We start from the raw sequence: 14,034 nt of genomic DNA on the forward strand, positions 1-14,034 counted from the left end.
CGCCGCGCAGCCGCGGGCGGGCAGGAGCGGTCTCCCTCCTAGAGAACTGCTCTCCGACCATGGCGAGGAGACGCGCCCCTTGACCCAACGAGAGCTGGTGGCCCGGACCGCCACGGTCATCGGACTGGTGGCGCTTGCGTGGATGATCTTCTGGTTCGTCGTCCACGTGACCGAGATCCTGATCCTGTTGCTGGTGTCCGCGATCCTCGCGGCCGGGTTCGCCCCGGTCGTCGGTTTCCTGGAGCGGTGGCGCCTGCCCCGCGGCGTCCAGCTCGCCCGGGGCGTCGCGATTCTGATCGTGTACATCGTCATGTTCGCGGCGCTCGGCGTGGTCGTCTCGATGATCGTCGTGCCCGCGGTCAACGAGGCGGGATCGTTCACCCAGTACCTGCCCGCGCTGCTCGGCAAACTGCAGGCATGGGCGGCCGGCCTCCAGCAGCAGTTCCCGTGGTTGCCGAGCGTGCCCACGGTCCTGGCCCATCTCCCGCAGCAGTTCACGGACCTCTCAGGGTACGGCTCCGCCGCGGCCGGCGTCGCGTTCCGGTTCGTCGGCGGTGTGGCGGCTACGATCACGGTGCTCGTGTTTGCCTTCTACATGCTGCTCGAGGGCACCGCGATCAGACGCTCGTTCCTAGAGCTGTTCACATCGCAGGAACGGATCCGGGTCGGCCTCGTCCTCGATCGCATCGGTGTCAAGTTCGGGGGGTGGCTGCGGGCGCAGCTGCTGCTCTCGTTCGCGGTCGCGGTGCCCGTCGCGCTCTTTTTGACGCTTATCGGCATGCCGTTTCCTGCGCTGTTGGGAGTCATCGCCGGCCTCGGCGAGTTGATTCCAATGGTCGGTCTCTGGCTCGGCGGCACGGTGGCGATCCTCGTCGCGCTGTCCCAACCCGTCTGGCGCCTGGTCGCGGTCGTCATCTTCTACGCCGTCATCATGAACATCGAGCCCCACATCCTGGTGCCCCGCATCATGTCGCGGGTCGTCGGGATGTCGCCGATCTTGACGCTGGTCGCGCTGCTCTCCGGCATCAAGCTGTTGGGCATCATCGGCGGGCTCCTCGCCGTCCCGATCGCCGCGGCGATCCAGGTGATCGTCTCCGAGGTCGTGCGCGAAATTCAGGGGCCTACCGAGGACCCGGCCGCGCCCGCCGGCGAACCGCGATCCCCTCGATCCGCCGGTCCACGGTAACCCGGTCGCGCTCCCCGCGGCACCGCCGCCTTCGACCCGACGCGCCGAGCGACGGCCGCCCGTGTCCGTGGGCAGGCGCCGATTGTGCACGGCAGGGTTCCCGCCGAATCGTTGCCAATTATTTCGAGCGGAGCGGCACCATATGGCGGCGATCCTGGAAGCTCGCGGCCTCACGAAGGAGTTCGGGGGTTTCCGGGCCCTGGACAGGGTCGATCTGCGCATCGAGGACGGCACCATCCATGCGATCATCGGCCCGAACGGCGCCGGCAAGACCACCCTGTTCGCCCTGCTCAGCGGGTTCCTGCGGCCAACCCAGGGTCACGTCCTGTTCCGCGAACGGGAGGTCACCGGCCTCTCACCACACGAGATCGCCCGCCGCGGGGTGGCGCGCTCGTTTCAGCTCTCCAGCGTGTTCCCCCACCTGAGCGTGCTCGACAACATCCGTCTGGCGCTCGGCGCGCGCACGTCGCTCGGGTACGCGTTCTGGCTCTCCGACCGGGTCCTCCGCCGATTCGACGACGAAGCAGGGACGATCCTGGCCGCCGTCGGCCTCGCGGCGACGCCGGGGCGTGAGGCCGCGACGCTGGGATACGGGCAGAAGCGCGCCCTGGAGATCGCGTTGACGCTGGCCCTGAGTCCCACAGTGCTCCTCCTCGACGAACCCACCGCCGGGTTGAGCACGCACGACGTTGGACAGATCGTCGAATCGATCCGCCGCGCCGCCGCCGGGCGGACAGTCGTCCTGGTCGAGCACAACATGGGGGTCGTCGCGGCGCTGGCGCGGAGGATCACCGTGCTGCAACGAGGCCGCGTCCTCGCCGAGGGGACGTACGCGGAGTTACGGACGAACCCGACCGTGATCGAGGCCTACCTGGGCGGGGGAGCCTAAGTGCTCGAGGTCGAGCATCTCCAGGCATGGTACGGGGAAAGCCAGGCGCTCCACGACGTTTCGCTCCGCGTCAGCACGGGCGAGGTCGCGACCCTGATGGGGCGCAACGGCGCGGGAAAAACCACGACGCTGCGGTGCATCATGGGGCTCCACCGCCAGCGCCGCGGCCGAATCGTGCTGGACGGTCTCGACCTCACCGGTCTTCCGCCGCAGCGGATCGCGCGCCTGGGAGTCGGCTACGTGCAGGACGACCGCGGCATCTACGGCACGCTGTCGGTGCTGGAGAACCTCCTGTTGCCGCCGGTCGTGAGCCCGCACGCGTGGAGCATCGACAAGATCTTTTCCACGTTCCCAGCGCTCGGCGAGCGGGCGGCGTACCCCGGCACCCGGCTGTCCGGCGGGGAGCAGCAGATGCTCGCGATCGCGCGGATGTTGCGAATGGGCGCCCGCATCTTGTTGATGGACGAACCGACGGAAGGCCTCGCTCCACTCCTGATCCGCCGTGTGGGCGAGATCCTGCGGGAGATCAAAGCGCACGGCCTCACCGTACTCCTGGTGGAGCAGAACCTCCGCTTCGCCACGACGGTCGCCGACCGCCACCACCTCATCGTCGACGGCCGGACCGTCGAGGACCTCTCCAACGAGGAGGTGGTCCAACGGGAGGACCAACTGTTACAGTACCTTGGCGTCTGACCACACCCAATCAAAGGAGGCGATCTGATGACGGACGGGTCTGAGCGATGGGGTCGCGCGCGCGTCACCCGACGGCAGGTGCTGACGGCCGCCGGCGCCGCGGCCGTGGGAGTGGGCCTTGCGCCGCTGGCATCATCGTGGAACGTCCGCGTCAGCCGCGCGGCGCAGACGCCGGTCCGCCTGACGCGGGGCAAGGTGGTCATCGGCGTGCTGAACGATCAGTCCGGCCTGTACGCGGATCTCAGCGGCAAGAAAGGGGTCGAGGCGGTCCGGATGGCGGTCGAGGACTTCCAGAAGCAGTACGGGGCGAGCGCCCTCGGCGGCCCGATCGAGGTGGTGGACGCCGATCACCAGAACAAACCCGACCTCGGCGCTCAGAAGGCGCAGGAGATGTACCAGCGCGACGGCGTCGGCATGATCACGGACGTGGATACCTCGTCGGTCGGCATCGCGGTCGCAAACATCGCCGCGCAGCAGCGTCAGTTGTGCCTCAACGTCGGGTCGGCCACGACCGCGTTGACGAACGCGAACTGCAACAAGTACACGTTCCACTACGCGTACGACACCTACATGCTGGCGAACGGCACCGGCGTCCAAGTGACAAAGCAGGTCGGGAAAAACTGGTACCTCGTTTATCCTGACTACGCCTTTGGCCAGGACATGATCCACTCGTTCACCCCGGCGATTCAGAAGGCGGGCGGCAAGGTCCTGCTCGCGGATCCGTCGCCGTTCCCGGGCGAGGGGGACTTCTCCACGTACATGATCAAGGCGCGCACCATGCGCCCGCTGCTCAACGTGATGGCGACCATGCACGCCGGCCAGGACGTGGTTAACTTCGTCAAACAGTACAACCAGTACAACCTGCGCCAGCAGGGGGTCAACCTGGCGGTCGGATTGCTGTTCACGAGCGACGTCCACGCCCTCGGCCCGGAGGCGTTCCAGGGCGTGCTGTTCACCGCACCCTGGGACTGGAACATGGACAAGCAGGCGCGGGACTGGTCCGACCGCTTCCTCGCCCGCACGCAAGTCCGCCCGACGTTCGTCATGGCCGGCAACTACTCCGCCACGTGGCAGTACCTCGCCGCGATCCAGCGCGCGGGCACGGACGACGCGGATCGGGTGGTGGCGGCACTGGAAGGCTATCGGTTCAGCGATTTCTTCGTGCGAAACGGCGAGGTACGCAAGCAGGACCACCTTGTCACGCACGATGCGTTGCTCGGCCGGATCAAGGCGCCGAACGAGGTCAAAGAACCGTGGGACTACACGACGGTCGTGAGCCGCATCCCGGCGCGCGACGCGTTCGCGCCGCTGAACCAGACGTCGTGCAAGATGCCGGCGTGATCGTTCTCTTCCCCCAGGGGTAGCCGCGGCGGCGGGCGGGCGTCCGGACGAGGAGGCCTTCCCCGCCGCGCGGCCGGTGGGAACGCGATGATCGAGAGCCTTTTGCTGCAGAGCTTCAACGGGCTGGTCAACGGCGCGTTCTACGCGTTGCTGAGCCTCGGCTTGGCCGTCATCTTCGGCATGCTCCGGGTCGTCAATTTCATGCACGGGGCGCTCTACATGCTCGGGGCCTTCGCCGCGTATCTCCTGTCCGCGTCGCTCGGGGTGTCGTTCTGGTGGGCGCTCCTCATCGCCCCGCTCGCCGTCGCGGCGGTCGGATTGCTGTTGGAGCGGCTCCTGCTCCGCTGGTTGTACGAGGTCGACGTCCTCTACAACCTGCTGCTGACGTTCGGCCTCGCGCTCGCGATCCAAGACGCGATGCGCCTCCGCTTCGGGATGCAGGGCGTGCCGTACTCCCCTCCGGCGCTGCTGCAGGGCGTCGTGGTCCTCGGCCCGTTTCTGTTCCCGACGTACCGGCTCTTCGTGCTCGCGGCATCGCTCGTGGTCTGCTTCGGCACGTGGTGGGCGATCGAGCGAACGCGCGCCGGGATGGTGATCCGCGCGTCGACCGAACGACCGCTCCTGACCCGGGCGCTCGGGATCGATGTGGACCGCTGGATCCCGCTCGTGTTTGCGTTCGGCGTGGCACTGGCCGGGCTGGCCGGCGTTCTCGCCGCGCCGATGCGGAACGTCTCGCCCGTCATGGGGGCCGACCTCATCATTACGACCTTCGCGATCGTTGTGATCGGCGGCATGGGGTCGGTCCTCGGCGCGATCGTGACCGGGTTCCTGGTGGGCCTGCTGGAGGCGCTCGCGGCCGTGTACTATCCGGCCGCAGCGGAAGTCCTCGTGTTCGTCTTCATGGCCGCGGTCCTGCTGCTGCGCCCCGCCGGCCTGTTCGGAAGGACGGACGCCGCTTGATCCTGGCGCGCCTCGCCGGCTGGCTCGTTCTCGTCGCAATCGGCGTGGCGCTGCCGCACGTCGTGTACCCTGCGCTGGCCGTCGATATCCTCGCTTGGGCGCTCTTCGCGACGGCGTTCGACCTGCTGCTGGGGCACACCGGATTGCTGTCGTTCGGGCACGCGGCCTACTTCGGCGCGGGCGCCTACGTTTCGGGGATTCTCGCCGCGCGCGCGGGCACGGCGTTTCCGCTCAACGTGCTGGCGGGCGGCGCGGCCGCGGGCGTCCTCGCCGTTCCGCTCATGGCGCTCGGCATCCGGCGGACCGGGATCTACTTCGCGATGATCACGCTCGCGCTCGCGCAGATGGTGTACTACATCGCCAACGCCTGGCGAGATATGACGGGCGGCGAGAACGGGGTCACGGGCATCCCCCACGGCAGCCTGTTCGGCGCGTCGCTCGCCTCATCGACCTCGTTCTACTACGCCGCCCTCCCGATCGTCGCGCTCGGTGTCGTGTTCTGCTGGCGAATCGTCCGCTCGCCGTTCGGGCGCGTGTTGGTCGCGATCCGTGAGAACGAGGCCCGCGCCGAAAGCCTAGGGTACGACACGGCGCGGTACAAGCTGATGGCCGCGATACTGTCGACGGCGCTCGCCGGCGTGGCCGGCGGGATCTGGGCGATCAACCACAGCTTTGTAGCGCTCGACGCGGTGCACTGGTCGACGTCGGGGACCGTCGTCATCATGACACTGCTCGGCGGAATGGGCACGCGGCTCGGCCCGCTCGTAGGCGCCGGCCTCGTGCTGATCCTGCGGGACGCCATCTCCTCATGGACCGACGCGTGGGGGGTCGTGACGGGCGCGATCTTCGTCGGCGTCATCCTCGCGTTCCGCCACGGCATTGTCGGCACGCTTGAGCGGATGCTAAGTGCGCGCGCGGCACCGGCCTCCTCCCCCACGCCCCCGACCGTCGAGGGACCCGCAGGGTCGTAGCTGCGCCGTCCAGGAAAGCGACGTCCCGCCTGAGAATGCTCTCCTGTATCCGCTATATCCGCAGTGCCCGCGAGGAGGCAAATCATGCCGAAGGATCCCGAACAGGCCGTCCGGCAAGCGGTGTCCGCGGCCAAACTCATGGAGTACACGCGCGGCGTATCGCGCTGGGTGCGGATGTCCGGCAGCGAGCAGGAAGCGCAGGCGTTCGATTACTTGGAAACGACCCTACGAGAGTTGGGACTCGATGTCCACCGCTATCAACACGATGCGCTGATCTCCTGGCCGGGCAAGGCGTCGCTCGAAATCGTCGGCACGCTGCCCCGCCAGGTCGAGTGCATCACCCATGCCTTCTCGGCGCCGACGCCGGCCGGGGGACTCGAAGGGGAGGTCGTCGACGTCGGGGCCGGCGACTTCAAGGCGGCGTCGGTGCAGGGCAAGATCGTACTCTTGGACGGCCTGGCGATGCCGGTCAAGGCGCAGTCGGCGGAAGCCGCAGGCGCCGTCGGCGCGATCTTCGTCAACCCGCCCGAGTTGCACGAGATGATCATCTCCACCGTGTGGGGGTCGCCGACGCCGGAAACGATCGGCCACTTGCCCAAGATCGCGGCCGTCTCGGTGCGCGAGTCCGACGGCGCAGTGCTCCGCGCGCGGGCGCGCGAGGGAATGTTGCGTGCCCGCCTCCACGTCGAGGTCGATACTCGCTGGCGCCCCACCCCGGTCCTCACGGCGGACCTCAAGGGGACGGACGAACCCGATCGGTATGTGCTGTTCAGCGGGCACGTCGATTCGTGGCACTACGGCGTGATGGACAACGGCAGCGCGAACGCCGTGATGGTCGAGACGGCCCGCTTGATGAGCAAGCGGCAGCGGCGGCTCCGGCGCGGCCTCCGGCTCGCGTTCTGGTCTGGGCACTCCCACGGCCGGTACTCCGGCTCCGTGTGGTACGCCGATCATCACTGGCGCGACCTGTACCGGAACGCGGTCCTCCATCTGAACGTCGATTCCTCCGGCGCGAAGGGCGCGACGGTCCTGAGCGAGGGCGAGACGATGGCCGAGACGTGGGCGAGCGCCGCCCGCGCGATCAAGGATGTCACCGACCAGGACCTCGAGCACCGCCGCATCAGCCGCATGGGGGATCAGTCGTTCTGGGGCATCGGCGTGCCATCGATGTTCGGGGGCGTCTCCGTGCAGCCCCCCGCGGACTCCGCGACGAGCAATGCGCTGGCGTCGCTCCACGGCGGGGTGAAGAAGTCGGGCGGGCTCGGCTGGTGGTGGCACACCACCGACGACACGATCGACAAGATCGATCGCGCCAACCTTCAGCGCGACGCCCAGATCTACGCGCTCGTCGTGTGGCGCTGGTGCACGGCGCCGGTCCTGCCGCTCGACTACCGCGCCACCGCCACGGAGATTCGCGAGACGCTCGGGCACATCCAGGACGCCGCAGGGGAGGCGTTCGATCTGGACGCGCCGCTGGACGCCGCCACCAGGCTCACCGGCGCGGCGGAACGCCTGCACGATGCCGCGGAACGGGTCGGCACCGCGATCGGCCAGGCGCGCGGCACGCGCAAACAGCGGGCCGCCGCCTCTCTCATCAACGACACGCTGATGCGCGCGGGCCGGGCGTTGATCCCGATCAACTACACATCGACCGGGCCGTTCGACCACGACCGGGCCGTGCCGATCCCACCGATCCCGTCGCTGCAGGCCGCCGCGCGGCTACGCACGCTGCCGCGTGGCACCGACGAGTATCACACGCTGGAGATCCGCCTCGTGCGCGATCGCAACAGGGTCACGCACGCGCTTGAGGGGGCGGCGGACATGATCGAACACGCGTTCAAGCACATCGACGTGCGCTAGCACGGTGCGTCCGAGCCCTCTCGGCGGGCGGCGCCGCTGCGGCACCGCGGAGGGGAGGCCGGTCGCTCCCGCAACAGACGAGGTCGACCGGAACAGGCCATGACGCCTCGGACGGCGCCAGCAACATGCGCTCAGAGGCTCTATGCGCCCAAAACAGCTTGGGCCTGCAAGAAGGCGACGAGGCGGTAACGGCTCACGGCCCCGACGAACGAGTTGGCGTCGACGACTGGCAGCACGTCGGCCGTGCCTGCGCCCAGGGCGTCGACAGCCACCGCGAGGTCAGCATCCGGCGTGACCGTCGGGACTCGGTCGCGCGGGGTCATGACGTTTCGCACCCGCGTCGTCGCCCACGCGGCCCGGGGTATTGCCTTGATCTCGTCCAGGGTCAGCAGCCCGACGAATTGTCCATCCTGCACCACGGGAAGGGTGTGCCACCCCGTCGCAAGGATATGGTCGTGAATCACGGTCTCCAGTGGAAGATCGGGCGACACGGTGGGGTAGTCCCGCGCCATGAGATCGCGCACGGAGTGACCAGCCAGGAGGTCGTGAATCGCGATCTGCCGCCCGGAGCTTGCGGCCGCCGACTCGAGGAACCAACCGACAAACGCAATCCACAGGCCGTCGATCAAGCGCCCTGAGATGATCTGCCAAATACCGAGCGCGATGAAGAGATACGCGATGAACCGACCGACTCCGGAGACGATTTGCGTGGCGCGTCGGAGACTGTGCGTGACTTCCCACACCACGGCCCGCAACACCCGCCCACCGTCCAGCGGATACCCTGGGATCAGGTTGAAAAGCGCGAGCAACCCGTTGATCGAGCCGAGATAGGACGTCAGCGCGTACAACGCGGGCGTGGGCGCCGCGGAACGCGCCAGGGTGAACGCACCGGCCAACGCACCGCTCACCACCGGACCGGCGATGGCGATCCAAAACTCGGCCGCTGCGCCCGGCGGCTCCTGCCCCAGTTGGGCGAGGCCGCCAAACACGAAGAGCGTGATACTCTTGACGGGCACGCCGAAGCGACGGGCGATCACTGCGTGTCCAAGTTCGTGCAGGACTACCGAAGCGAAGAAGAGCAGGGCGGTGGCGAGCCCGGTGATCCAGTACACGCCGACCGGCCATCCGGGATACTGCGCTGGGAAATATCCCGCCGCAAGCGACCATGTGATGAGCCCAAAGATCAGGAACCACGAGTAATCGAGACCAAGCGGAATGCCCAGCACGCGACCAAGGGGAATAGCTTGGCGGATCACCACCCTCACCTCCGTCTCGGGTGTGATTCCACAGACAGGGCTGGCACAGCGAACAGCGTGAAGGCGCGCCTCCGAGCGCCCCTATGGCACGATGACCACGACGAGAGTCATGCAGCCATCGGCCAAGCGTGTCACATCGAGGCAGATGAAGTGACCCGGGGGCCGCCGCCCCCGCCTAGCGCATCCGCAGACTACGACAACGCATCCACGTCGTGCGGCATGCTCTCCCGGACTCCGGCGTCGGTCACCCGCATGAACCGCGCGTTCTTGTGCAGTTCGGCGAGCGTCGTCGCACCGCAGTAGCTCATCCCCGATCGAAGACCGCCCACGAGCTGCGCCAGCACTGCCGAGACCCGCCCACGATACGGCACCAGCGCTTCGATTCCCTCTGGGACGATTTCGGACAACAGGTCATCCTCCTGCGGCATGTCGCGCCGCTCGGCGGACGTCCACAGGCTCGCCATCCCCCGGTAGACCTTGTACTGGCGGCCGTTCCTGGTCACCGACGTACCCGGACTCTCCTCCGTTCCCGCGAGGAGGTTGCCGAGCATGACGGACTCCGCGCCACCGGCGAGCGCCTTGACGAGATCGCCGGAGCTTCGGATGCCACCGTCGGCGATCACCGGGACGCCGGACGCCGCGGCAGCCTCGGCGCAGTTCAGGATCGCGGTCAGTTGAGGCACACCCGCCCCGGTGACAACGCGCGTCGTGCACGTCGAGCCCGGACCGACCCCGACTTTGATGCCGTCCACCCCGCACTCGATCAGCTCACGGGTGCCCTCAGGCGTGGCGACGTTTCCCGCGACCAGCGGGATGTTGCCGCAGCGCGCGCGCACCGCCTCCACCGTGCGGAACGACAGGTCGGAGTGGCCGTGCGCGATATCGATCACCAGCGCGTCCACCTCGGCCTCGACGAGCGCCTGAGCCCGCTCCAGAAAGTCGCCCCGCACGCCGATCGCCGCGCCGACGCGGAGCCGGCCGCGTCCGTCCTTCGTGGCCTGCGGATATCTCAGCCGGCTGAGGATGTCCCGGCTCGTGATCAGGCCGGTCAGACGGCCCTCCGAATCTACCAGCGGCAGCTTCTCGATGCGATGCCGGTGCAGAATCCGCTTCGCCTCCTCCACCGGCGTCCCGATGGGCGCCGTAATCAGGCGCTCGCGTGGAGTCATCACCGTGGTGACCGGGTGGTCGAGATCGTCCTCGAAGAGCACATCGCGCGCCGTAACGATCCCGAGCAGCCGCCGATCCCGGTCGATCACCAAGACGCTCGCCGGCCCGTGCTCCTCCATGTACGCGGCGGCCTGCCGGACCGTTGACTCGGGGCCGGCGGTGTGCGGCGCGTCGAGCACCACGCTCTCCGCACGCTTCACACGGCGCACCTCCGCCACGTGCTCGGCGATCGGCAGGAACCGGTGAATGATCCCGATCCCTCCCTCCCGCGCGATCGCGATCGCCATCTGGCTCTCGGTGACCGAGTCCATGCTCGCGCTGACGATCGGAATCGCGAGATCGATCCCGCGGCAGAGCCGCGCCCGGGTGTCCGCCTGCCGCCGCGTGCTCACCCCGGAGCGGCGCGGCACGAGCAGCACGTCGTCAAACGTCAGGCCCAACGGCAATGTCTCAGACATACACAGGCCTCCATCGCAACCGAAACCACGCCAACGATACCACGGCGGGTGCTATTATGGAAGCGTGGCACGTGTCACGCTGAGGTCCGGCGATGGGCCTGAGGGTGTCTCCGGCGGCGGACGGCGCCACCCCTTTGCCTCCCTGCGCCACCGAAACTTCCGGCTCTTCTTCTTTGGGCAGCTCATCTCGCTGGTCGGCACCTGGATGCAGCGCATCGCCCAGGCATGGCTGGTGCTCCAGCTGACGAATTCGCCGTTTCTCCTGGGTCTCGTCGGCGCGCTGCAGTGGCTCCCGATGCTCCTGCTATCGCTGATCGGCGGGGTCGTCGCCGACCGCGTCAGCAAGCGCAAGCTCCTCATCGTCACGCAGACGGCGCAGATGATGCAGGCGCTGGCCCTCGGGCTGCTGGTGCTGAGCGGCGCGGTGCGCTACTGGCACATCGTGGTGTTTGCCTGCGCGCTGGGGTTGACGTCGGCGTTCGACACGCCGGCCCGGCAGTCGTTCATCTTCGAGATGGTCGAAGGCGACGATACCATGAATGCGATCGCGCTCAATTCAACGATCTTCAACACCGCCCGGCTGTTTGGCCCGGCGGTCGCCGGCCTCGCGATCGCGTCCGTGGGGATGGCCTACACGTTCCTGGCGAACGCCGTGAGCTTCGTCCCGGTGATCGCCGCATTCGCCATGATGCGTGTCCGCCCGCTGCAGACCGTGGAGATCGAGACGGGAGTCCTCGCCCACCTGCGCGAGGGACTCGTCTATCTCATCCGGACCCCGGTGGCGATCCAGACGATCGCGCTCGTCTGCCTGCAGAGCGTCTTCGTGATGAACTTCAACATCATCGTGCCCGTCCTGGCCAAGAACGTGCTGCACCAGAACGCCGGCGGCTTCGGCCTCCTGATGTCGGCCCAAGGGGCGGGTGCGTTGCTCGGTGCGCTGTTCATCGCGTCGATGAGCCACCTCGGGCCGCACCCGACGATGATGTACGGCGGCGCCGCCCTCCTCGGCGCCATGGATCTGCTCCTCGCCGGCGCCCGTCAGTTCGGCCTTGCCGCCGCGGTGCTCGCGGCCGCCGGCGCGAGCATGGTCGCGTTCACGGCCGCGGCCAACACCACGCTCCAGATCGCAGCGCCCGACCACATGCGCGGCCGCGTGATGTCCATGTACGCGCTCGTCATGGGCGGCATGACCCCGGTCGGTGCGCTGTTTACCGGCGCCGTCGCGCAGATCTGGGGCGCCCCGGCCGAACTCGCAATCGCCGGCGCCATCGGCGTGTGTTCAGCGGCCGCCGTGTTCCGGTGGCGTCAACTGACGCAAGCGGCCGGCGCACCGACCGGCGCCGCGCTCGTCGCGGTCCCGGGTGACGGCAACGGAACCGGCGGGGAGCACTGACCGACGCGACGAGACGGTTCGGATCGCGCGCGAGCGTGTCACGGGGGGAAGCACGAAGCCGCGCTTGAACACTGCACGTCTCCCCGAGCCCTCGCTCGGGTCGTCGGCGATCGCCCGCGGACAGTGTCGCCGGATCGACGGAAGGCGTGATCACCCCGCGGCGGTGGCCCGTGTGTGAAGGGCCTTCCTACGAGATCCGATTCGCTCGCTTGCCCGCCTCCGACACGCGCAACAGCGCCCACCGATCGAGACCTGTCGCGAACGCGGCAGTGATGAAGAACGCCGCACGAAGGTTCTGGTAGCTGATAGGTACCATGTGGGCGTCGATGTAGATCAACGCGAGGAGCACGACTCCCTGGTTAGCGAGCCACCCCCCCGCGACGCCGGGCCAGGCCGCCCGGCGCCGGCAGAGTTCTCCAAAGACGATCCCGCTGAGCGTGCCGGCGGCAACGAGCGTCCAGGCGAAGGCCTCGCCGAAATGTCCCCCCATAAGCACCGGCAGGATCCATGCGAGACTGAGCTGGACCGCCATCGACGTGGAGAGCAGCTGAGATCCCCGCGCCGTCCCTTCAATGCGGTCGAGTCCGAGAGCGCCCCGATTGCGGATGACCCGAGGCAGGTCGAGCCGTTTGAGAAAATCGCCGGCCCGCCGGATGCCTTGGATCACTTCGACCCGGATGTCCCGACGGGGCCCATGCGTCTCGGTCGGCCGGGAGCGGGAGACGGCCACGATCCGATCCGCAGAATCGGCCGGCTCCGACGCCGGGGTCGCCCCGACCTCATACCACTCCTCGATGAAATCTCCGACCTTCAGGCCTCTTTCCAGCAGTCGATCCAACAGGGCGTTGTAGCGGCGTGCCTCCGGCGTATCCGATGCGGGCTGCGCGAGTACGGCCAGGGCCTTGGACAGGATCCGGTTCGGAAGGGTGCCCTCCTGCGCAAGTTCCAGCAGGCGATCGCGAAGTGCCCGGCGACGCTCCTCTCGCGGGGACCGTCCCGTGCGGGCGACGACGAGCGCGCCACGGACGTTCAAGTCCCATTTCATCGGCTCTTGGAACCCCTCGTCGAGAACGTGACCGTGGACGTACCGGTAGAGCTCGTCCATGGTGACGCACCCGTCGCCGTCGAGATCTGCGCCGCCGCCGCGAATCCCCTCGATGACGTGCTTGGTAAAGACCCCGTAGCGATCCTGTTCCTTCTCCAAGGCGACCTGGATGCCGGTGGAAGCCGTCATGAGGTACGTTCCCCGTCCTCCGGAGGCCAGCCGCAGTTGATCGTCGAGGTTTCCTCGGGCGAAAGCCGCGCCCACCGCACCGCTGAAGCAGCAATCGAGCATGAGGGCCACTTTGCTGCAGGGCGAGACGTCAACGTAGTTACGGATGCTCTCGACCGGAATCGAAGTGGCCTCGAGCGCCTCGACGGTCGTGTTGAACGTCGCGAGGTGGAGCCGGCCGGCCATGTCAAGCTTCCCGTGGCCCGAGTAGTAGATCAGGACGAAGTCCTCTTTCTCGGCCCGCTTGAGCACCTGGTTGATCTTCAGAAGCGCCTCGTAGTGGGGGACGTTCTTCAGCACCAACGCGTCGGTGAAATCCCCGTACGTCTTCGAGCTCAGCACCTCGTGCAACCCGTCGACGTCGTTCTCGGGGCATCGCAGCGGCTGCAGCTTTGGCTCGTCGGGGAACTGGCTGCCGGCGATCAAGACTGCGTACCGGCGCTCGCTCACTAGTGTACCCTCCAGGAGAGAAGAGGAAAGAGCGCGGTCATGTGCGGATGAAGGGAGTGCCTCTGGTGCCGTTCCGAGGAGGGCCTAGCTCGCTTGCGGTTCGACCGCCAGCATGAGACCCGCTCCCTCGGAAG

At 67.9% G+C, this 14,034-nt stretch carries 11 protein-coding genes; 8 read left to right on the forward strand and 3 right to left on the reverse strand.

The window, feature by feature from the left end; genetic code table 11:
* Positions 1 to 79: 79 nt before the first annotated feature.
* The 7 genes from VKZ50_09385 to VKZ50_09415 all read left to right on the forward strand — a co-directional run bounded on the left by VKZ50_09385 (position 80) and on the right by VKZ50_09415 (position 7,900).
* Positions 80 to 1,186 carry an AI-2E family transporter gene (locus tag VKZ50_09385; protein HLJ59930.1) on the forward strand — a complete coding sequence of 369 codons (1,107 nt, stop codon included), beginning with the start codon at positions 80 to 82 and terminating at the stop codon, positions 1,184 to 1,186.
* 142 nt (positions 1,187 to 1,328) lie between these two features.
* Complete coding sequence (locus VKZ50_09390) at positions 1,329 to 2,075, forward strand: ABC transporter ATP-binding protein (protein HLJ59931.1); 747 nt, start codon at positions 1,329 to 1,331, stop codon at positions 2,073 to 2,075.
* Positions 2,076 to 2,768, forward strand: coding sequence for an ABC transporter ATP-binding protein (locus VKZ50_09395; protein ID HLJ59932.1), 693 nt, complete (start codon positions 2,076 to 2,078; stop codon positions 2,766 to 2,768).
* Positions 2,769 to 2,795: 27 nt separating this feature from the next.
* Positions 2,796 to 4,109 (forward strand): ABC transporter substrate-binding protein, encoded by a 1,314-nt coding sequence (locus VKZ50_09400; GenBank protein HLJ59933.1) that lies wholly within the window; start codon positions 2,796 to 2,798, stop codon positions 4,107 to 4,109.
* A gap of 87 nt (positions 4,110 to 4,196) precedes the next feature.
* Entirely contained in the window at positions 4,197 to 5,069 is an 873-nt protein-coding gene (locus VKZ50_09405; GenBank protein HLJ59934.1) for a branched-chain amino acid ABC transporter permease, read from the forward strand.
* Positions 5,066 to 6,040 carry a branched-chain amino acid ABC transporter permease gene (locus tag VKZ50_09410; GenBank protein ID HLJ59935.1) on the forward strand — a complete coding sequence of 325 codons (975 nt, stop codon included), beginning with the start codon at positions 5,066 to 5,068 and terminating at the stop codon, positions 6,038 to 6,040. The genes VKZ50_09405 and VKZ50_09410 overlap by 4 nt, the downstream gene beginning before the upstream one ends.
* Before the next feature lie 84 nt (positions 6,041 to 6,124).
* A complete protein-coding gene (locus VKZ50_09415) occupies positions 6,125 to 7,900 on the forward strand; it encodes a M28 family peptidase (GenBank protein HLJ59936.1) in 1,776 nt (591 codons plus the stop codon).
* A 140-nt stretch (positions 7,901 to 8,040) separates the two neighbouring features.
* On the opposite strand, the gene VKZ50_09420 is transcribed toward VKZ50_09415, so the two are convergent.
* Both VKZ50_09420 and guaB read right to left on the reverse strand, forming a co-directional pair.
* Entirely contained in the window at positions 8,041 to 9,156 is a 1,116-nt protein-coding gene (locus tag VKZ50_09420) for a site-2 protease family protein (protein ID HLJ59937.1), read from the reverse strand.
* 191 nt (positions 9,157 to 9,347) lie between these two features.
* Positions 9,348 to 10,784 (reverse strand): IMP dehydrogenase, encoded by a 1,437-nt coding sequence (guaB, locus tag VKZ50_09425; GenBank protein HLJ59938.1) that lies wholly within the window; start codon positions 10,782 to 10,784, stop codon positions 9,348 to 9,350.
* A 64-nt stretch (positions 10,785 to 10,848) separates the two neighbouring features.
* Here guaB and VKZ50_09430 point away from each other — a divergent pair, with 64 nt between their 5' ends.
* Positions 10,849 to 12,177, forward strand: coding sequence for an MFS transporter (locus VKZ50_09430; protein ID HLJ59939.1), 1,329 nt, complete (start codon positions 10,849 to 10,851; stop codon positions 12,175 to 12,177).
* Between the two features lie 187 nt (positions 12,178 to 12,364).
* Here the strand turns inward: VKZ50_09430 and VKZ50_09435 are convergent, their stop codons facing one another.
* Positions 12,365 to 13,900: a caspase family protein gene (locus tag VKZ50_09435; protein ID HLJ59940.1), complete on the reverse strand. Its 1,536-nt coding sequence runs from the start codon at positions 13,898 to 13,900 to the stop codon at positions 12,365 to 12,367.
* Between the last annotated feature and the right edge of the window lie 134 nt (positions 13,901 to 14,034).

Source organism: bacterium (assembly GCA_035295165.1).
Taxonomy (GTDB): domain Bacteria; phylum Sysuimicrobiota; class Sysuimicrobiia; order Sysuimicrobiales; family Segetimicrobiaceae; genus JAJPIA01.

What these genes read in the sequence shown, in the direction of transcription:
- VKZ50_09390 (HLJ59931.1), top strand. Translation starts at nt 1,329, where the DNA reads ATGGCGGCGATCCTGGAAGCTCGCGGCCTCACGAAGGAGTTCGGGGGT.
- guaB (HLJ59938.1), bottom strand. Translation starts at nt 10,784, where the DNA reads ATGTCTGAGACATTGCCGTTGGGCCTGACGTTTGACGACGTGCTGCTC.
- VKZ50_09405 (HLJ59934.1), top strand. Translation starts at nt 4,197, where the DNA reads ATGATCGAGAGCCTTTTGCTGCAGAGCTTCAACGGGCTGGTCAACGGC.
- VKZ50_09400 (HLJ59933.1), top strand. Translation starts at nt 2,796, where the DNA reads ATGACGGACGGGTCTGAGCGATGGGGTCGCGCGCGCGTCACCCGACGG.
- VKZ50_09415 (HLJ59936.1), top strand. Translation starts at nt 6,125, where the DNA reads ATGCCGAAGGATCCCGAACAGGCCGTCCGGCAAGCGGTGTCCGCGGCC.